The organism is Streptomyces sp. URMC 129 (assembly GCF_051386415.1).
GTDB lineage: Bacteria > Actinomycetota > Actinomycetes > Streptomycetales > Streptomycetaceae > Streptomyces.
Genome location: NZ_JBPQTQ010000081.1, coordinates 1 through 19295, shown reverse-complemented (window position 1 = coordinate 19295; position 19295 = coordinate 1). Strand labels below are relative to the sequence as shown.

At 67.6% G+C, this 19295-nt stretch carries 14 protein-coding genes, 1 tRNA gene and 1 pseudogene; 9 read left to right on the top strand and 7 right to left on the bottom strand.

The window, feature by feature from the left end:
• The first annotated feature begins 150 nt into the window (after window positions 1-150).
• The 5 genes from ACSNOC_RS17660 (at window position 151) to ACSNOC_RS17640 (ending at window position 5361) form a co-directional block, all read left to right on the top strand.
• Window positions 151-1437 (top strand): helix-turn-helix domain-containing protein, encoded by a 1287-nt coding sequence (locus ACSNOC_RS17660; RefSeq protein ID WP_436748428.1) that lies wholly within the window; start codon window positions 151-153, stop codon window positions 1435-1437.
• Entirely contained in the window at window positions 1419-2000 is a 582-nt protein-coding gene (locus ACSNOC_RS17655; RefSeq protein WP_436748427.1) for a flavoprotein, read from the top strand. The genes ACSNOC_RS17660 and ACSNOC_RS17655 overlap by 19 nt, the downstream gene beginning before the upstream one ends.
• A 92-nt stretch (window positions 2001-2092) precedes the next feature.
• Complete coding sequence (locus ACSNOC_RS17650; protein ID WP_436748426.1) at window positions 2093-3130, top strand: aminoglycoside phosphotransferase family protein; 1038 nt, start codon at window positions 2093-2095, stop codon at window positions 3128-3130.
• Between the two features lie 69 nt (window positions 3131-3199).
• The gene (locus ACSNOC_RS17645; RefSeq protein WP_436748425.1) at window positions 3200-4450 is read left to right on the top strand and encodes a methionine adenosyltransferase; all 1251 of its coding nucleotides are present in this window, start codon (window positions 3200-3202) and stop codon (window positions 4448-4450) included.
• Between the two features lie 23 nt (window positions 4451-4473).
• Window positions 4474-5361 carry a fructosamine kinase family protein gene (locus tag ACSNOC_RS17640; RefSeq protein WP_436748424.1) on the top strand — a complete coding sequence of 296 codons (888 nt, stop codon included), beginning with the start codon at window positions 4474-4476 and terminating at the stop codon, window positions 5359-5361.
• 432 nt (window positions 5362-5793) lie between these two features.
• Here ACSNOC_RS17640 and ACSNOC_RS17635 read toward each other — a convergent pair whose 3' ends face one another.
• Entirely contained in the window at window positions 5794-5967 is a 174-nt protein-coding gene (locus ACSNOC_RS17635; protein WP_436748423.1) for a hypothetical protein, read from the bottom strand.
• A gap of 100 nt (window positions 5968-6067) precedes the next feature.
• Between ACSNOC_RS17635 and serS the strand changes: the two genes are divergently transcribed.
• Window positions 6068-7363 carry a serine--tRNA ligase gene (gene serS / locus ACSNOC_RS17630; protein ID WP_436748422.1) on the top strand — a complete coding sequence of 432 codons (1296 nt, stop codon included), beginning with the start codon at window positions 6068-6070 and terminating at the stop codon, window positions 7361-7363.
• A gap of 507 nt (window positions 7364-7870) precedes the next feature.
• Window positions 7871-9949: an AIPR family protein gene (locus ACSNOC_RS17625; protein WP_436748421.1), complete on the top strand. Its 2079-nt coding sequence runs from the start codon at window positions 7871-7873 to the stop codon at window positions 9947-9949.
• 184 nt (window positions 9950-10133) lie between these two features.
• On the opposite strand, the gene ACSNOC_RS17620 is transcribed toward ACSNOC_RS17625, so the two are convergent.
• Together ACSNOC_RS17620 and ACSNOC_RS17615 are read right to left on the bottom strand one after the other, a co-directional pair.
• Entirely contained in the window at window positions 10134-11492 is a 1359-nt protein-coding gene (locus ACSNOC_RS17620; RefSeq protein WP_436748420.1) for a hypothetical protein, read from the bottom strand.
• Complete coding sequence (locus tag ACSNOC_RS17615) at window positions 11492-13933, bottom strand: restriction endonuclease subunit M (protein WP_436748432.1); 2442 nt, start codon at window positions 13931-13933, stop codon at window positions 11492-11494. Before ACSNOC_RS17615 ends, ACSNOC_RS17620 begins: the two co-directional genes overlap by 1 nt.
• Window positions 13934-14321: 388 nt before the next feature.
• Between ACSNOC_RS17615 and ACSNOC_RS17610 the strand changes: the two are divergent.
• Window positions 14322-14872: pseudogene (locus ACSNOC_RS17610) on the top strand (tyrosine-type recombinase/integrase); the annotation flags it as partial.
• Window positions 14873-14934: 62 nt separating this feature from the next.
• On the opposite strand, the gene ACSNOC_RS17605 reads toward ACSNOC_RS17610, so the two are convergent.
• The 4 genes from ACSNOC_RS17605 to ACSNOC_RS17590 all read right to left on the bottom strand — a co-directional run bounded on the left by ACSNOC_RS17605 (window position 14935) and on the right by ACSNOC_RS17590 (window position 18089).
• Window positions 14935-15011 (bottom strand) — tRNA-Thr (locus tag ACSNOC_RS17605).
• Between the two features lie 42 nt (window positions 15012-15053).
• Window positions 15054-15260, bottom strand: coding sequence for a zf-HC2 domain-containing protein (locus tag ACSNOC_RS17600; protein WP_436748419.1), 207 nt, complete (start codon window positions 15258-15260; stop codon window positions 15054-15056).
• 20 nt (window positions 15261-15280) lie between these two features.
• Window positions 15281-16867, bottom strand: coding sequence for an alpha/beta hydrolase (locus ACSNOC_RS17595; protein WP_436748431.1), 1587 nt, complete (start codon window positions 16865-16867; stop codon window positions 15281-15283).
• Window positions 16868-16886: 19 nt separating this feature from the next.
• Window positions 16887-18089: a DNA polymerase III subunit delta' gene (locus tag ACSNOC_RS17590; protein WP_436748418.1), complete on the bottom strand. Its 1203-nt coding sequence runs from the start codon at window positions 18087-18089 to the stop codon at window positions 16887-16889.
• A 197-nt stretch (window positions 18090-18286) separates the two neighbouring features.
• On the opposite strand from ACSNOC_RS17590, the gene ACSNOC_RS17585 reads away from it, so the two are divergent.
• Window positions 18287-19240: a choice-of-anchor P family protein gene (locus tag ACSNOC_RS17585; RefSeq protein ID WP_436748417.1), complete on the top strand. Its 954-nt coding sequence runs from the start codon at window positions 18287-18289 to the stop codon at window positions 19238-19240.
• The last annotated feature ends 55 nt before the right edge of the window (window positions 19241-19295 follow it).

Below are 19295 nucleotides of genomic sequence, written 5' to 3'. Positions count from 1 at the left end.
CGGGGTGGGCTCTCCACGGTTCCTGCCGTCCACCCGTGCACGATCCGGTTGAGCCGGATCAGCACGTCGGCGGGAGCCATGTCAGCGTGTGGTCCTACTGGTTGGCTGCGGTCCGACCTGCAGATGACCGGCTGAGGGCAACGTCTTGACGTGCTGCGTCACTATCGTGAGGAGAGCCCTTCACTGAGGGAGGCGGCACGGATGCGTGGTCTCGGAGATCATCTGACCATCGGCGAGCGGATCGCTTTCCATCGGAGGCGCCGCGGCTACACCCAGCAGGTACTCGCCGGGCTCGTCGGCCGCAGCACCGACTGGCTGGCCAAGGTGGAGACCGGTCGGCGCAAGCCACCGCGCATCGACATGCTGGCCGAGCTGGCCCGCGTACTTCGTGTACCGCTAGGGGAACTGATCGGGCTACCCGTCCTGACGGAGGACGACCGAGAGCAGGACGATGTGCCGGCCGTGCGTGACGCGCTGATGAGTCCGCGGCGTCTGTCCCGGTTGCTGTTCGGGCCGGAGCCTGAGGCTCAGCTCCCGAGTCCCGGTCCAACGGCTCAGCTCGTGGAACAGGCATGGAACGACTACCAGGGCGGTCGACTCGGCACGGTCATCGCGATGCTCCCGGCCCTGCTTCAGACGGCGCTGGAGCTCGAGGACCGCGCCGCACGGTCTGCCGGCGAACGTCGGGACTGCTGGGCCGTGTCCGCCCGGGTGCACCACCTCGCCGCCACGACCCTGGCCAAGATCGGTGAGTCCGACATCTCGTGGCTTGCCGCCGAACGAGCCATGCGGGCCGCTGACGAATCCGGTGACCCGCTGGTCTTGGCGTCCGCCGCTCGCTCGGGAACGCATGCCCTACTGGCGAACGGCCGATACGAGGACGCGATGGAGCTGGGCGAGACGACGGCTGGGTGGATGTCGGCCCGGGTGGACGACAGCGACCCGGCCGCACTGAGCCTGCTGGGCATGACCCACCTGCGTGCGGCCATCGCCGCGGCGCGGCACCAGGACCGGCCCACGGCGACGAGCCTTCTGAACCGAGCCGAGGCGCTTGCCGATCAGCTCGGGTCGGATGAGAACTACTGGCAGACCAGCTTCGGGCCGACGAACGTCGTATTGCACCGGCTGTCCGCAGAGCTGGACCTCGACAACATCTCGTACGTCGTGGCCCGTGGACAGATCGACGTGGACCACATGCCTCCGGAGCGCGGCGTGTCCTACCGGATCGACTACGCCCGCGCCCTCTCGCTCGCCAACCGCGGCGAGGACGCCTTCGTGGAGCTGCGAGCAGCTGAGCGCGCGTCGCCGCAACTCGTGCGGAACAATCCGAGGGTGCGAGACACGCTCCGCGACGTGATCAAGCAGTCCCCGGTCACCAGCGGTGCGCGCTCGTCGGAGGTGTTCATCATGGCTCAACGGTGCAGGGCGGTTCAGTGACCGTAGAGAAACGGCGGGGAGTCCTCGGGGTTGTAGGTACGGGCGCTGGCGGGGTGGAAGCCTTGCGCACCGGGCTTGTGGAACCGGCGCTGGCGCGCGGATGGCAGGTTGCCGTGACCCTCACGCCGACGGCAGGGCGGTGGTTGCGAGCGATCGGCGAGGTTGATCGTCTGGAAAGGGCAACGGGCTTGCCGGTACGAGACGAGCCGCGGCTGCCGGGGGAGGCGAGACCGCATCCGCCGGTGGATTGCTACGTCGTCGCTCCCGCCAGTGCAAACACGGTGGCGAAGCTGGCCGCCGGCATCGCGGACAACCAGGTGCTCACCCAGGTGGGAGAGGCCATCGGCACCCTTGACCTGCCGGTGGTGGTTTTCCCCCGCGTCAACGCCGCGCACGCCCGGCATCCGGCCTGGAAACGCCACATCGCCGCCCTGCGAGAGGCCGACGTCCGGCTCGTCTACGGTCCCGACGTCTGGCCGCTGTACGAGCCGCGCGAAGCACCCTCCGGGCGGGAGCTGCCATGGCAGGCCGTGCTCGACGCGATCGACCAGGCCGTGACGTAACGTGCGACGTCAACTCGTCTGAGGCATAGGGCAGAGAGGACCCGGACAGACTGTCAGGGCTCTCGCCCCCTGACACCTCGAAGCTGTGTCTCATGGTGGAGAACACGGCCGGGCAGTACGCCGCAGCAGCGGACGACTTCTTCTACGTCGCTGGGACCAGCACGACCGGCCCATCGCTGAGAGGAAACGAGCCGGGCTCGCCCGCTGATGTCGCCGTCGAGGTTGGAACCCTGATGGCAGGACGGACAGACCAGGGCAGAGAGTGGTTCGGCCCGTTCGGTCCTGCCACTGTCAAGCCGTTCTCGATCACGCGCACGGCCGTGGACCAATCCGCTCTGCTCAAGATCTATCGCGGAGTCGAACCCGTAGCTCGCCGTGACCGCGAGGCCGATGCCTTGCGGCTGGCCTGCCAGTCCGGGGTTTCCACGCCATCTGTGCTTGCCGCGGGCGAGCACGTGGATCATGCCTGGTCCGTGCTGAGCTTCGTTCCGGGCACGCCGTGCTCCATCGTCACCGCGAGCGGCGTGGACGGCTTCGTCCGTCACGCCCTCTCCATCGCTGCGGATGTACACGGCCAGGGCCGCCGGCTGGGCCTCACCCCGGGCACAGGCTGGCGAGAGGAAAGCGACGGCGGCAGCACGGTCACCCACCGCGACTTTCTGTCGGGACAGCTCTCTCCCCGCTGCCATCGTCAGCCCTGGTGGCAGGAGTTCCACGCCATGCTCGCCGCCCTGGACCTTGAGCCCACGGTGTACCTCCACGGCGACATCAAGCCCGAGCACCTGCTGATCGACGGCGCGCGAGTCCACGTCATCGACTGGGAGGCCAGCGCCCGAGGGCCTGCGGTCTGCGACTACGCGGACATCATGTTCCACCTCGTGCGCGACCTGGTGTACGCCGGCACCCCGCAGCATCACCTACCGCTCCACGCCCTCAGCCAGGTCCCCGCCTTCGGCCCTGCCGTTGCATGGCGGCTGGTCCTGTGGCTGGACCGGCGCCGGCCGGAAGACCTTCACAGCCTCGCGCCACACGACATCCACCGGTTGTCCCGTACCTCCACCCCCGCGAACGCGGCCCGAGAGCTCGGCGGCCTGATCGCGGAGTTCCGCAGCAACGGGGTGCCCCGTTAGCGCCGCCGTCATCCGTTCCCGTCCAGCACCGACCACTCGTACCTCCACGCCAGACGACAGGAGCCCGCCGTGAACCGAATCGCCAGGAACTACGGCAGCAGCCGCGTCGTGATCGAGACCGGCATGCCCTACCCCGACGCGACAACAATCGTGGAACGCAAGGGACTCGGCCATCCCGACACCCTCGCCGACCATCTCGCCGAACGGCTGTCCCAGGCGTACAGCCGCTACTGCCTGGAGAACTTCGGCGCCGTGTTACACCACAACTTCGACAAGCTCGCGCTGCTGGGCGGCGCCAGCGAGGTGCGGTACGGCGCCGGGCGCATGGTGGGCCCGGCGCGGGTGCTCGTCAACGGCCGCGCGGCCCCGGCCTGCGGTGACCACCAGATACCGGTGAATGACATCGTTGAGACAACCGTCCGGACGTTCTTCGCCGAGCGGCTGCCCGCGGTCGCCGATCACCTGGACATCAGGTTCCACATCACGAGCAACCCCAGCCCCGGTGCCGTCCTGACCGAAGGAGACACGCCGGAGCGCAGCCGCTGGTTCGCCCCACGGACGATCGACGATCTGCGGGAGCGGCGGGTGCTGCTGGCCAACGACACCTCGCTCGGTACGGGCTGGGCACCGCTGAGCCCGTTTGAGTCCTTCGTCCGCGAGCTTGTCGACGACCTTTCCGGGGAGAGCGCCTTCAGGGAGGCGCACCGCTGGTGCGGCACGGACGTGAAGCTCATGGGCTACTACGAGGGAGACCGCGCGGCCGTGGTGCTGTGTGTTCCGCAGATGTCCCCGTACGTCAGCAGCCAAGCTGCGTACCTGGAGAACAAGCAGGTAATTCTCGCCGAGTGCCGACGCCTCGCCGGCCTGAGGCTGCCGGGCACCCCCGTGGACTTCCGGCTCAACGTGCGGGACGTCCCGGAGAAGGACGAGTTCTACCTGACGTACACCGGCAGCTCGATCGAGTCGGGGGATGAAGGGGTCGTCGGCCGCGGCAACCGCGTCAACGGCCTCATCACGCCGCTGCGCCCGATGAACATGGAAGGCGCCAGCGGGAAGAACCCCGTCTATCACGTCGGCAAGCTCTACAACCTCGCCGCCATGCGCCTCGCCCGGGCACTGCACGAGGAGACCGGCGGATACGCCGAGGTCCACCTGGTCAGCGCGACGGGCGCACGACTCGACCAGCCTTGGCGGGTTTTCGTGCGCCTCTCGGAGCCCATGGCCCAGGTGGACAAGGTCCAGGTCCTCATCGAGGAGACCCTCAGCAACTTCCCGGCGCTCACCAACGAGCTGGTTCACGATGGAGTGCTGCTCAGCTAATGGACGCCTCGACACTCCCGCCCGTGCCACCAGGGTGCCGCCAGCGGCTGACCGCCCACTACGGCCAGGTCATGAACACCTGGATCGATGCGGCTCCGGAGCTGCTGACGGCCACGGCGGCGCGATGGTCGCTCACTCCCGGAAGCTACCACGACGCCGGGCACGCCTCAGTCCTCGTCACCGCCGTCGACCGGCGCGGCGGGCACATGCTCCTCAAGGCGTGGCCGGATCGCGACCGCTACTCCCGCGAGCTCCTGGCCCTCCACCTGTGGCACCACGAGAAGCACGACATCGTGCAGGCGGCGGATGACCGTCTCGCTATCGCGGCGTTGCGCACGGTCGGGGGTGTGCCCGGTGGCGCCGCGCGTCCACCACATGAAGAAGGTCTCGTCGCCGCCGCGATTCAACGAGTGCACGAAGAGGGCGCCCACAGCCACGTCAGGCTTGAGCTGCCCGCCTTGCACAACCTCATCGCCGAGGAGATTCGCCCCCGCATCGACCGGCGTCTGAAGCTCACCGAACACCGACAGCGTGCGGAACGGGCACTCTCCCATACAGCTGGTCTGCGGGAAGATCCGCGCCGCCAGACGGTGCTGCACGCGGACCTGTATCGGGAGAACGTCCCGTTCACCCTGGACGGGCAGCCGGTGCTGCTCGACCCGCTGCCCATGACAGGGGACGCCGCGTTCGACTGGGCCTTCTGGACGATCTACTACCAGGTAGGAGGCGGCACCGCCTATCGCCTCCGCCGCGCCAGCCGCACATCGGGCATCCCCGTCGACAGCGTCCTCCCCTGGTGCCTGCTGCTGAGCACGGACGGCCTCCTGTACTACGAGGAGACCAACGACCACCGCCTGCCTCAGATGATGGCCGTTCTGGATGCCCTGCTGAAGATCGTGGCGACGGGGTGATCGCAATGACAACACACCTACTGCGACACGGCCGCACCGAGTACAGCGCCCGCTACCTGGTCAACGGCGACCCGGCCGTGCAACTCCAGCTCCGCGAGGAAGGGGGGTACGCGCATGCCACGCCGTCCGGCCGTCCCTCCCCATCGAGTCGGCGCAGACATGGATCGCCAGCGCGTTCCCGCGGGCCCGGCAGACGGCCGACACTCCTCCTCGGAGACGAGGCACGACCGCCCGTCGTCAACCCGCTTCTCAACGAACTCGACTATGGCTACCTCGAGGGGGGCATCGTTCCTGGAGTACGCGGCATGGCTCCAGCACCACGGCGCGTGGGTGAAGCCACCTGGCGCCGGTGAGTCACAGCGCGAGGGCATCCACCGCTGCTGCTGGGCTGATGGCCACGCTTGAGAAGCCGGGCTCCAGGGTTGTCGTCGCTCACGGCCTGCTGCTGTCGGTACTCGTCTGGAACCTGAGCCGGACACCGGGCAGCGCGATACCGCTGTTCTTCCCCGAGGCGCCGTACCTGGTTCCGCTGGCCATCGACGACGATGCGATGGCAAGCACGCCGCGGACCTGCTCGACGAGCTCGACAACGAGGATCGAGGCCATGGCTGGGCTCCAGGCCGCGTACCGATATCAGGGACGGACGCAGCGTCCACCCTTGCTAACGTCGATTCACCACAGAAGCCGCTAGAGGAGTAGCCCTCTCATGCATGATGCTCGCGTTCTGATCGACATGGGCGACGAGGCCGTCCGCCGGCTCGCCCGCCGCGGATACACCCTGGACCTCTCCTCCCTGGAGAGTCTCCAGTCTCGACGGAACCAGAGCATCCGCACTGCCGACGAGCTGAGGGCCGACTCCAAGCGCGTCGCCCAGGAGGTGCAGAAGGCGGCGAAGGTTGGCGGGGACATCTCGGCGCTCAAGGAGTCGGCGCGCAAGATCAAAGAGCAGATCCGCGAGGTCGAAGCCGAGCAGGAGCAGATCCAGAAGGAGCTGCGCGAGCTGCTGCTGAGCATCCCGAACATGCCGCTCGACGCCGCGCCCGACGGAGACTCCGAGGAGTTCGCGGTCGAGGTGCGGCGGGTCGGCACAGCGCCGGCGTTCGCGTTCGAGCCCAGGGATCACGTTGACCTCGGCGAGACCATGGGCATCCTCGACTTCGGCCGCGCAACGAAGCTCTCGGGTCCGCGCTTCAGCATCGCCCGCGGCGTCGGGGCCGCCCTGGAACGCGCGCTCGCGACCCTGTTCCTGGACCTCCACACCCGCCGACACGGCTACGTCGAGCACGCGGTGCCGTTCCTGGTGACCCGGAAGACGATGACCGGCACCGGCCAGCTCCCGAAGTTCGAAGAGGACCTCTTCGCCACCGGCGTCGCCGACCGGGAGCTGTTCCTGATCCCGACCGCCGAGGTCCCCCTCACGAACCTCTACGCCGACGAGATCATCCCGCCGGCCGAACTGCCCCTGGCACTCACGGCCTTCACCCCCTGCTTCCGCTCCGAGGCGGGTTCGTACGGCCGCGACACCCGCGGCATCCTGCGGCAGCATCAGTTCTCCAAGGTCGAGATGGTCCGCATCTGCGCTGCCGAGGAATCCCAGGCCGAGCAGGAGAAGATGGTCGCTCACGCAGAGGCGTGCCTGAAGGAGCTCGATCTTGCCTACCGCGTGATGACGCTCGCCGCGGGCGACATGGGCTTCTCCGCCCAGCTCACCTACGACATCGAGGTGTGGCTCCCGAGCCAGAACACCTACCGCGAGATCTCGTCCGTCTCGGACTGCGGCACCTTCCAGGCCCGCCGAGCCGGCATCCGCACGCGCGACGAGCGCGGCAAGACCGTGCCCGTGGCCACCTTGAACGGCTCCGGCCTGCCCATCGGCCGCACCCTGGCCGCGGTGCTCGAGCAGCACCAGCAGCAGGACGGCTCCGTGGCCCTGCCCCAAGCCCTCGTCCCCTACCTCGGCTTCCGCCGTATCCAGGCGGACGGAACCCCATCGGAGGCATAAGTGTTAGTGGGCGTCTGCGACTTCCCCGGCAGCTACGCATTTCCCCCGGCTGGCTACGGCGGGATCGAACGATGGCTATGGCCCCACAACATCATCCCGGTGGTGCTGGGCAGTGCCCAGGGAATCCCTTTTCCCCCAGGTCAGGACAGTACGGACTGGCCCCCGACTGCCGCCAAATCCATCCAGTGCCGCCCCGTCCGCTCACGTATATGTCATCCCAAGGACCGGCGACTCAGGACAGAGTCGACGGCAATACACGGTGGCCTGGGGAGCGAGCGTCCAGCGCTTGCCGCCGAGGTCGGTGGCTGGGGATACTGCCACCGCCTAACGAGGACAGGGCCGTTACACTCAGCGGGACTTCGCCACTCTCAGCACCACCGTGACCACGGAGTACAGCGAAGGCCTTGACGTGCAGGCTCTCAGGCAAGCAACCTAAATCGCTGATGAGGCGCGGGCATACCCCTCGCCACCGTCCCAGCACGGCCGCCAGCCGCCGACAGGAGCACAGTGACCGCTCTGCACGCCCAGCAACTCGAACACACCCTCGATGAGCAGTTCACTGGGATCATCGCTGTTGACGATCTGTCTCAGTTTAAGGAGCATATCCGGCGGAACTCATTTCTCTCCCGTGCTCTGGCTGCCCTGGCGATCCGCGAGTTCACCGGCTATCCGCTGCAGCGCTGCGCCGAGTTCGTCATCGACTCGTTCGGCGACCAGGGCATCGACGCCGTAGCGGTGGATCTTGCCTCGCAAGAGCCTCAGGTCTGGGTGGTGCAGGCGAAGTGGAGTAGTGACGGCACAGCCTCCTTCTCCAAGAGCGCTGCGCTCGATCTAAAGAACGGTCTGGAACTACTGATCGCCCGCGAGTACCAGCGCTTCAACGCTAAGCTGATGCCACTCATCCCCGATCTGGAACGGGCACTCAGCAATCCGCGGGTACAGATCACCCTGCTGCCGGTCTGGGCAGGGACCCAGCCGATGGGCGCCGAGGCCAAGGCGGTGCTCGACCGGTTCTGCGCGGAGTATGAAGACTCGCTGCGCCTGCGCACCCTGCGGCTGCTGGACTTCATCCGCATCCTGCGCTCCGGAATCGCCGAACCCCAGATCAAGCTGAAGGCATCGGCCTCGGCTGTCGATGTCAGTCCGATCAAGGAACCCATCCTGGCGTACCACGGCACGATCGGAGCCGCTGAGGTCGCCCGCTGGTACGAAGACAATCACTACCGGCTCTTCCAGCGGAATATCCGCAATCCCCTCGGCGTCACCTCGGTCAATCGCACCCTTGTGGAGACCCTTCGTAGAAGGCCTGAGTACTTCTGGTACTTCAACAACGGGATCACGGTACTGTGCGACAAGGTGATCATGGGCCCTCGAGGGGACCTAGAAATGGAGGGAGCAAGCATTGTCAACGGTGCTCAGACGGTCGCCTCCGTCCATGAGGCGTATCAGCAAACTCCGGATGTCGTCACACGCGCACGGATCGGTGTCCGCATCATCTCCTTGACGGACTGCCCGGAGGGATTCGACCACGACGTCACCCGAACGACCAACACCCAGAACAAGGTGGAGCCCCAGGACTTCATCGCTCTGGAGAAGGTGCAGCAGCAACTCCGCGACGACTTCCTGCTTCGCCTGCGGAAGACATACGTCCTGCGCCGGGGCGAGGAGCCACCGCAGTCGAAGGATGACGGTTGCACCCTCAGGGAGGCCGCAACCGCGCTCGCTTGCGCTCACACCTCTCCGGAACTGTCCTTCCAAGCGAACGTGGACATCGACCTTCTTTGGGATCCGAAGCAGCACTACCAGCTTTTCCCGCTCCACCGTACCGACGCGGTGAAGACCTGGCGCACCGTCCTGGTACTCCGGGAGATCGAGCGGCAGATCGACGTCCAACGCCCGCAATGGGAGGGGCGCGCCGGCACGCTCGCCGACCTTGGGCGACTACTCATCGCCCACGTGGTCTTCCATCGTCTCCCCCGAGGCTGGCAGGAGATTCCGGAGTCCGATTGGCCAAGGGTACCGGCGTGCGTCGCCGAGCTCGTGGACACCGCTGTAGCCACGCTGATCCACTGGATCGACACGGGTTACGGGCCCAAGAGTCAGGTGAGCAGCATCTTCCGCAATTCTGAGCGGTATTCGGACGTCGCAGCTTCAGCGCTGGTGACCCTGCAGGGCAACAATCAGCCTCCGCCCCTCTCACCGGAGTACCGCGCGTCTGAGCGTGAACGGCATGCACGGCAAGCCAACGCGGTCACCGTGATCTTCGAGAATAATGCGCTGGAGGAAGGGACGCTCCTGGAGTTCCGCCCAGTCCCCGGCCGCGAACAGCAGCAGCTCACCCCCTGGCTCACGGCGGATGCGCGCCGTGCGCGTGCAACCTGGACCCGGAAGCGTCGCAACTGCCTGGTATGGGCGGTGGACGGTCTCGCATACTCACCGACCGGCCTTGCCCAGAAGATGCTCCTGGAGGCCGGTCACCAGCGCAAACCGCTTCAGGGCACGCGGCGCTGGTTCGTTCCGCAGCGCGGCTCCCTGGTGGACATCGCCGACCGGTTGCGGCAGCAAGCGGAGGAGGAGGACGAATGAGCTTGTTAGTCAACCTCGCAGGTCACGAGGCCCGATGAAGGTGTCAGACAGCTCCATCATCCTCGCCCTGATCCCGAACATGGAGGCCCATAAGATCGTCCCGAGTGGTGCTGGACCATGCCACGGACTCTCATCTCACCAGGTCAAAGGCACAGATCCGAGATCTGCGTGCCGCCCCGTCCGCTCACGCATCCCCGGCCTGAGCTTCACCGAATACCGCAGCGTCGAACTCGGTCGCAGCCTGGGCCCGCAGTGCCGCAGCAAGAGCTTCCTCTGTCTCAACAGCAGCAATCTCGGACCAGAGCGCCTCGGCGAGTTCCACCTGTACTTCTACAGGGGGGACCGGGACCGGAGCCTTAGCCGTTTTCCCAGCACCAATGTGGAACAAACCGCTGGTAGTGGTTGCCTGTGCACGGAAGTAGCCAGACCCGGGAGTTGAGTTGAACCACGCCATGGCGAACGCGGGCACCAACCGATCCGAGGTGATGCGAGCACGCACGACACTGTTCTGGTGGATACACCCCTCGATCTGCCCCTCCCACATGGCGCAGCGCCCGATCTCTTGGAGCGATCCGCTGCCTTCCAGGAAAAGGAGATCGCCCTCCTGCAACTCAAGGGTCTCTGCTTGGGCTCGCGGCACCGTCATGTTCTTTACGTCAGACAGGTCGAGCCGCCCGCGCTGTACCGTTGCTGCCCGGAGATACGGACGTGTGACACCGGTAGCATTCGCGCCCCTCTTCGGTACCTGGCACCCGAGCCGGATATCTGCAAGCGCGTCCAAGGGCTCCGTCGGGTACAGCAGCGCCGTCTCGGGATCCAGGGCCTCAGCGTCCCACCGGGACAAACCCGCAAAACGCGCGATCGATACGGTCCCTGTGACCTCAACCGATTCGGTGGCGACTACTCCCAACGCCTCCTCAAAGGCAATCCAAGCGCTCTCTCGACGCTTCGCGCCGTTAAGGAGGAGCCCTTCGGCCTCAGCGATCCGCGCGTTGCGATCAGCGACGATGCTTCGCTGTATCTCCAACGGTGGCAGCGGCACGACCAGGTCGAGAAAATCCTGCACCCGGAGTCGATTGCGGCTGACCGCCGTTGTGCCGGTCGAACGACTCAGCATCACCTTGGCGAAGGTCTCCGACCCGCACACAAGGTTGATGAATGACGGGTCCGCGACTTCATCGTTGATCCGGAACTGTGGGAACTCGTTCGAGACCATGACGCCAGCCATCTCGGCCGGGACGACAGCGAAGGCAGACTTCCATCCAAAGAGTCGGTTGTAAATCAGCGCTCCAGGTACCACCGGGTAGCACTTGCCGATGACCTGGTATCCGGTGCGCTCTTCGCGGACGAAGATACCGTTGCCGTACCACCGGACGCCGGCGAAGCGAACGATCTCATCGCTTGCCGGCATATGCGCGGCCATTTTGATTTCGGTAGCGATTTCCGACATCTGCACCATCGGCCAGTCTGAGGCGTCGACCTGCGAGCCGGGCGGCGACCAAGACGCCAGCACCTTGAATGGGGCAATCTGAACAATCGACATTACATGCCACCTTCGGGGAATCCGCTCTCCTGCCACGCCCGGAACTCGCGCCACTTACTGAGAACTTCGGGCAGGTCGTTGGCAACGTGGGGGCCAGTATCTCCCGTTGCGGTGATGCCCACGCTTTTCGGGGTCGCCATGAAGACCGGGTAATCGAACTCCTCGCGGACGTACGTCCACATGGCTGCGGTCTGGGCCTCATCGACCTCTTTCAGCGCCGCCTTGAACTCAGCACGAATCGCCTTGATCGTGGCGCTGTGAGCCTGGGCAGCACTGATGTACTTAGTCTTCAGTGCGACAGCGTCTCCAGTTCCTCGGCCGACCCACTTTGGGTTGCCAATCGACGTCGTACCGGCCCCGCGCACCAGCCCCGTCTCTGCTGCCCTTGTGTATGCAGGAAGTTCGCGGGTCACGCCGAGGGCACCCAACTGAGTCAAGAGGTCAGCCAGTGTCTCGTCACCGTCTGCGGTCACGATCCGTTGCTGATAGTTCGACAAGAGGTCATCCCGCTGCCTATCGAACGACTCCTCGGTGGCATCCAGCGCGTCGTCCCAAGCCTTCTGCCAGGCAGCTTCGGCCTCGGGAGTGAAGCGGTCCAGGAATACGATGGAAGCCGAGACGCTGGCCTTGGAGAACTTGAAGGTCTCAGGTGGCAGCGCCACCACCCCGCGCAGGTACGCCTTGCCCTCGGCCCACCGACGCAGCCACGTGAGCGATGCGGCGTTCAGGTTGCCGTTGGGCAGGATGATCGCGAGACGCCCTCCCGGCTTCAGGAGACGCAGGCAGCGCTCGACAAACATAACCTCGGTCTGGCGGCTCTTCTTGCCCTTGCCGATCTCGAACGTGTCGAGGATTGGCGTATTGCGGGCGCTGGCGACCGCTTGGTAGCCGGCGTTCCAGTCATCTCCGTAGCGCTTCCGCATCCGCCGCTTGTAGGCAGGATCATCAGGGACGTCTGACTCTGTGGTCCCACCGACCAATTGGCTTGAGGAGACCGTGGCACCGAACGGCGGGTTGGTCACGATTACGTTGAAGCGGCCGTCCCAGATGCCGTTGATGTTGACCAGGCCGTCGTGCCAGTGGATTCCTCCGTGCCCGTCACCGTGCATTATCATGTTCATTTTCGCGGTGCGGGCTGCGCGGGGCTCCTTATCCGTCCCGTAGATACAGTTCCAGGCCAAGCGGCCGACCCGGCTGTCAGCGACTCCCCCGTCCGAATCCGTGGGCATCAGGTTCTCATTAAGTTCGGCGAACGCCTCGTCGATCCGATGGTCGCGTTCGGCCAACTGCTCGTCGGCGGCGTCAGTTGAATACTCCGCCGAAATCTCGTGGAACTTCTCGTTCTTCTGTCGCTCAATGTCGGCCGAGATCTTTGCGCGGACGTGATCGAAGACGCGAATCAGGAAGCCGCCAGAGCCAGCGGCCGGGTCGCAGATGAGCTCGCCCTCCTCGGGGTCGAGAGCGTCCACCATGAAGTCGACAACCGGCCGAGGTGTGAAGAACTGTCCCAACTCGCCACGGAAAGTCCGACCCAGGAACTGCTCAAACGCGATGCCCTTGATGTCGTCGCCAGTCTGGGAGAGATTGAATCGCTCCAGTTTCGCCACGATGGCACGAAAGGTAGCGCTGGAGATTTCGAGCTTATCCGTATCTCCGAACAAATCATCAGCGCGGTAGTAGTTCTTGGTCTCCTCGAAGAGCCTCTCGTGAACCTCCTCGTCGCCGGCTACGCGGACCTCCTCGCGCTTGTCCAGGAACTCTGTGGTAAAGGTTCCATGGTTGCCCGAACGCTCAATCCGGAGTTTGACGAACAACACCTTCGAGATAGTGTCGAACGCTTTATCCGGCGTCATCGCGTGGTGGTCACGCAGCAGGTCGTGACAGTCTGAGAGCAGCTTCTGAAATTCGTCGCGATCGAAGGCACGCAGGGAATGACGCAGCCTGTCGAGTCGCTTCTGATTCCCAAAATCAGCTTTCTTCGGCCACTCGTTGATCTGGGTTGCCTTCCCCGGAAAACCGGGGGTCAACTGGTAGACGGCGTGTGCCGTGGCGGTAGCAGCGATGAGAAACCCTGCCCCGCCAGCGACAGCATAGGAATTCCCCTGACGGAAGTCGGATTCAATAACCGGCCCTTCCGTCGCCTTGGTCTCGACGATCATGATCGCCGCAGCCTCACTGGCCTTCTTTGCCGCTGACTCCCACACGACAATGTCAGCACGCGGGCTGCCATGGCCGTGCTGGGTGCGCCGTTCCTGATCCATCTGAGCCAGTTCGAAGCCGCCGTCAACGACGAGCCGCCGAACCCATTCCTGCCGGACTACCTCCTCCGGCTGGTGGGTAGCGTCGACCCACTTCCTTCGCAGCGGGACCCAGATCAGCGCCCCGGACCTATGACACTTGGCTCCCCCGTCCGCGAAGGGGGTGGTGGGCGCGGGCGGCATCGTTGGGGGCAAGATCGGCCTTCTTCCGCTCGAACGTACGGGGTTAGCAACGCGCGGCTGAAGTCTGCCCGAAGTCGTTAGCGCTTTCAGGGAGCCAGGCTCAAACGAGCATGGCCAGCCGGTCGTGATGAGCATAGTGTCGGCAACTACCGAGCAGGATCCACCGACCGCAGCATCTTACGCGCCTGCGTAGCCCCCACTACTCAGCAGAGAATCCCCCCTGTTGGCCTCCCGGGCAGCGCTCTTGCGACCCTGCCCCGAGGCCGGGCGAGTGTCATGAACTCGATTCACATGATGCCCATCCACTTCCAGGGGCGGGGGCCGTTGTGGCCTCGGAGGCAGTCGAGACGGTATTGGCCTCGTCGCGCCACGTGGAGTTGGTGGCGGCGTGCTCAAGCGCCACCGCGAACGCCAGGAGGCCGACCGGGCCGAGTGGGATTCGGCATGGTGGAGACGGGCCTGGTCTTCACCCAGGAGGACGGCTCCTGGCTGCATCCGGGGAAGGTGACCGACCTCTTCGAACGGCTGGAGGCGGCCTCGGATCTGCCGCCGGTCCGGCTGCACGACCTGCGCCACGGAGCGGCCACGCTCATGCTCGCCGCCGGCGTCGATGTGAAGGTGGTCTCCGACGCCCTCGGGCACAGCGACACCCGGATCACGTGCGACATCTACCAGAGCGTGCTACCCGAGGTCGGCAGGAGCGCCGCCGAGGCGACCGCCAAGCTGGTACCCCTCAAGCGTAAAGCCGAGGCCGAGAAGGCCCGCAAGGTCGCACGGAAGGCGAAGCGCGAGGAGAAGGCCCGCAAGGCGGCGAGGAAGGCCAAGCGTACCGAGAAGGCCAAGGCCACGGGACGGAAGAAGCGCGGGCGGAAGCCGGGGAAGCGGAAGGACCGACGAGCCCCGCTCACGCACGAGGGGGTGAGGACTCCACCGGGGTGAGGGTCCGCAAGCCGAGGGGACGGGAAAAGCCCGGGTCATGGGGTAGATGACCTGGGCTTTCCTGGAGCCGCCTAAGGGAATCGAACCCTTGACCTACGCATTACGAGTGCGTCGCTCTGGCCGACTGAGCTAAGGCGGCGGGCGTGCGGTCCCCCGGGTGGGGGGCGCAGCGGTGGTCAGTCTACACAGGTTTGGGGGGTGAGCCGGCACGCCTTCGGCGGAGGAGGTCTTCGGTCGTCTCGCGCAGCGTGCGGAGGCGGTTGGACCAGCGGCGGCACTCCAGGCACGCCGTCAGGTGGGTGTCGAGGTCCTGCTCGCTCAGCCCCTCGGGGAGTGGGGCGTTCTGGGCGCGGGCCGATATGGCCGTGCGGTAGCGGATGCACTGCATACCGACATCATCCCAGGTCGTCAGCAGGTGGTGCCCTCCTCGGGGCTGATGTTGTCCAGCAGGTAGCGGTTGACGGCGGAGTCGACGCATTCGCTGGTGCCGCCGTAGGCGCCGTGGCCGTCGCCGTCGTAGGTCAGGAGGACGCCGGTGGAGAGCTGGTCGGCCAGGCCCTCGGCCCAGGAGTAGGGGGTGGCCGGGTCGCGGAGGGTGCCGACCACCAGGATGTCCGTGGCGCCTTCGGCGGCGATGCTCACCGGGTGGCCGGTCGGCTCCACCGGCCAGGCCGCGCACAGCAGGGTGGCCCAGGCGAAGTCGCGGCCGAACGTCGGGGACGCCTCCTCGTACGCGCCGATGGTCTCCTCGACCGCCTCGGCGTCCGCGTTGCCGGCCGGGCTGTCGAGGCAACTGATCGCCGGGAAGGCGAACATGGTCGTGCCGTACGAGCCGTCCGGCTCGCGCTCGTTGTACAGGTCGGCCAGCTCCAGCAGGGGGGCGCCGTCGCCCTCGTCGATCGCCGCCGTGAGGGCGTCGCGCAGCATCGGCCACAGGTCCTCGGCGTAGAGCGCCATCGAGACGCCCGTGGTGGCCAGGGACTCGGTCAGCGGGCGCTCCGGGTCGCCGGTCGGCAGGGGGTCGGCGTCGACCTCGGCGAAGAAGTCCAGGAGCGCCTCGGACGCGGCGTCGGCGTCGGCGGAGCCGAGCGCGCAGTCGGGGCCGGAGACGCAGTCCTCCGCGAACGAACGGAACGCCGTCTCGAAGCCGCCCGCCTGCTCGCGGTCGGTGGTCAGGGTGGGGAGCCGGGGGTCCATCGCCGCGTCGAGCACCAGCCGGCCGGTGTTCTGCGGGAAGAGACCGGCGTAGACGGCGCCGAGCTTGGTGCCGTACGAGTACCCGAGGTAGTGCAGGTCCTCGTCGCCCAGCGCCGCGCGCAGGACGTCCATGTCACGGGCGGACTCGATCGTGGAGATGTGCTCCAGCAGCTCGCCGGACTCCTCCTGGCAGGCGCTCGCGAACTCCTCGAAGGCGGCGAGCAGATCATCGATCTCCGCGTCCGAGTCCGGGGTGCGGTCGGTCAGCGTGTACTCGTCCATCTCGGGGCCGGACAGGCACTCCACCGGCTCGCTGCGGCCGGTGCCGCGGGCGTCGAAGCCGACCATGTCGTAGCGGGCGCGGACCTCTTCGGGGAACAGGTACTCCGCCGAGCCCTGCACGAAGTCGACCGCGGAGGCGCCGGGGCCGCCGGGGTTCATCATCAGGGCGCCGATGCGCTGGGACGGGTCACCGGCCTCGTCACGGGTGACGGTGAGCTGGAGGTCCTTGGCCGGGTCCGGGTTCTCGTAGTCGAGCGGAACGGTCAGCGTCGCGCACTCAAAGCCGGTCGCGTCGCACGCGCTCCAGCTCAACTCCTGCTCGTAGTACGGCCGCAGCTCGGCCGGGATCTCCTCGGGCAGCGGCTCCAGCGGTGGCGCGTCCGGGGCCGGGGAGTTCTCACCCGCCCCGGCGGGCGCGCGCTCGTCGGGGCGTTCGTCCCCCGAGCAGGACGTGACGAGCAGGGCCGTGGACGCGATGAGGCCGAGGGCGAGACGGCCAGTGGAGCGGGTGCGCATGGTCATCGAGCCTAGCCGCTCAGCGCAGGGCCATGGTCATCGCCTCCACGGCGAGCAGGGGCGCGACGTTCCGGTCGAGGGCGCGGCGGCAGTCGAGGACGGCCTCCATCCGGCGCAGCGTCTGCTCGGGGCGCGAGGAGGCGGCGAGGCGCTCCACGGCTGCCGCGCTCTCACCGCCGGCGACGGCGACGGACGAGCCCAACTGGCGTGCCAGCACGTCCCGGTAGAAGCCGGTGAGGTCGGTGAGGGCGAGGTCGAGCGCGTCCCGCTGGGTGCGGGTCGCGCGGCGCTTCTGCCGGTCCTCCAGGTCCTTCATCGCGCCGGCCGTGCCGCGCGGCAGGCGCTTGCCGTCGGCGGCGCCGAGCGCGGCGCGCAGCTCCCCGGTCTCCTTCTCGTCCAGCTCCTCGGCGAGCTGCTTGGCGTCCGCGGCGGCGGCGTCCACCAGCTCCTGCGCGGCGCGCAGGCAGCCGCCGACGTCGGTCAGCCGCTCGGGGAGCCTGAGCACGGCGGCCCGGCGGGCTCGGGCCTGCTCGTCGGTGGCCAGCCGCCGCGCGCGCCCGATGTGGCCCTGGGTGGCCTGGGCGACGGCCCGCGCCACGTCGGGCTCGATGCCGTCGCGGCGGACCAGGATGTCGGCGACGGCGGCCACCGGGGGGGTGCGCAGCGCGAGGTGGCGGCAGCGGGAGCGGATGGTCGGCAGCACGTCCTCGGTGGAGGGCGCGCACAGCAGCCACACCGTGCGGGGGGCGGGCTCCTCGACGGCCTTCAGCAGCACGTTCCCCGCGCCTTCGGTGAGGCGGTCGGCGTCCTCCAGCACCATGGCCTGCCACCGGCCGCCGGCCGGGGAGAGCTGTGCCCGGCGCACGAGGTCGCGGGTCTCCTTGACGCCGATGGTGAGCAGGTCGGTGCGGATCACCTCGACGTCGGCGTGCGTGCCGATGAGGGCGGTGTGGCAACCGTCGCAGAAGCCGCACCCGGGCCGGCCGCCCAGCGCGAGGTCGGGGCTGACGCACTGCAGGGCCGCGGCGAACGCCCGCGCCGCCGTCGAACGCCCGGAGCCCGGCGGACCGGTGAAGAGCCAGGCGTGCGTCATCGCCGAGCCCGACAGCGCCGGCTCCCCGTCGCCGCCGGCCGCCGTGACCAGCGCGTGCGCGTCGCGCGCCGCCGCGGCGAGCTGCTCCGTCACCCGGTCCTGGCCCACCAGGTCGTCCCAGACCGCCATCGCACACTCCCTCCAGCAGGATCCCGGCACGGATCGGCACGGATCGGCACGGATCGGCACGGCCACCGGCACCCGCCGCCGACGTCGCGACCATTCTGCGGCACGCCACTGACAGCCGGGCCCGTTCGGAGGAACCTGCCGTAGCGGCACCGTCACGCCGAGCACATTCCCCGCTCGTCATATGGAACGTTTGCCGCATGATGCACATCCTGCGCGCCACCGCCACCGCAACCCTGGCGGGGGCGCTTCTCCTCACCGTCTCCGGATCGACGCAGGCCCTCGCGGGTGACGAGACCCCGGTCCCCGCGTCCAGTTCCGGCCTCGGCGTCTTCGCCCGCCTCGGCACCCTCGATCTGGCCGAGGCGTACGCCGCCTATCCCGAGGGCCCGTCCCGGATCAGCGTCGAGAGCGTCGACCTGGGCGACCTCGGCGAGGTGCAGAACGTCACCGCGACCGCCTCCGGCGACGACGAGCGGGGCCGCAGCGCCGCCGAGGCCGGTGTCGGGGGCGCGCACCTCGACCTCGGCACGACCGCCCTGCGCACCGGCCACATCCGGGCCGGCTGCTCGACGGGCCTGGGCGCGGCCCCGGTCGGCGCGGTCTCCCTCGGCGACGTCGCGTTCGCCCTTCCGGCCGGGCAGAGCATGACCCTCTCCGAGACCCCGGCACCCAACACGACGCTCGAACTCCCCGACGACCTCGGCCGCGTGGTGCTCAACGAGCAGATCACCGAGGCCGACGGCTCCCTCACCGTCAACGCCTTCCACCTGACCCTGGGCGACGGCGAACTGACCCTCGGCAGCGTCAACTGCGGCACCCGGACCGAGACCGCCACCCTCACCGGCGTCGCGCACGACGCCGACAACGTGGCGGCGGACGGCGCCGAGCCGGCCGGTGTCGCGGACGTCGGGTTCGAGATCGTCGACGAGACCGGCCTGGTCCTCGGGAGCTGCGTCACCGGCACCAGCGGCCGGTGCGGCGTGGACTTCGTGCCCGAGGACGGCGTGGACACCTACGTCTGCGTCGCGGACGTGCCCGACGGGTACGAGATGCCGCCCGCCGACGCGGTCTGTTCCGGGCCGTACCAGGTGGCGGCCGGGGACGAGGTCACCATGGGCCGCGCCTTCGAGCTGGAGCGCGGCGAGGACTGACGGCGCGCACCGGCGTCGACCGACGGCACAGGACCGGCCGCGGCCGGTCCTGTGC

What these genes read in the sequence shown, in the direction of transcription:
- ACSNOC_RS17615 (WP_436748432.1), bottom strand. Translation starts at nt 13,933, where the DNA reads ATGCCGCCCGCGCCCACCACCCCCTTCGCGGACGGGGGAGCCAAGTGT.
- ACSNOC_RS17620 (WP_436748420.1), bottom strand. Translation starts at nt 11,492, where the DNA reads ATGTCGATTGTTCAGATTGCCCCATTCAAGGTGCTGGCGTCTTGGTCG.
- serS (WP_436748422.1), top strand. Translation starts at nt 6,068, where the DNA reads ATGCATGATGCTCGCGTTCTGATCGACATGGGCGACGAGGCCGTCCGC.
- ACSNOC_RS17590 (WP_436748418.1), bottom strand. Translation starts at nt 18,089, where the DNA reads ATGGCGGTCTGGGACGACCTGGTGGGCCAGGACCGGGTGACGGAGCAG.
- ACSNOC_RS17595 (WP_436748431.1), bottom strand. Translation starts at nt 16,867, where the DNA reads ATGCGCACCCGCTCCACTGGCCGTCTCGCCCTCGGCCTCATCGCGTCC.
- ACSNOC_RS17585 (WP_436748417.1), top strand. Translation starts at nt 18,287, where the DNA reads ATGATGCACATCCTGCGCGCCACCGCCACCGCAACCCTGGCGGGGGCG.
- ACSNOC_RS17650 (WP_436748426.1), top strand. Translation starts at nt 2,093, where the DNA reads ATGGTGGAGAACACGGCCGGGCAGTACGCCGCAGCAGCGGACGACTTC.
- ACSNOC_RS17635 (WP_436748423.1), bottom strand. Translation starts at nt 5,967, where the DNA reads ATGGCCTCGATCCTCGTTGTCGAGCTCGTCGAGCAGGTCCGCGGCGTG.
- ACSNOC_RS17600 (WP_436748419.1), bottom strand. Translation starts at nt 15,260, where the DNA reads ATGCAGTGCATCCGCTACCGCACGGCCATATCGGCCCGCGCCCAGAAC.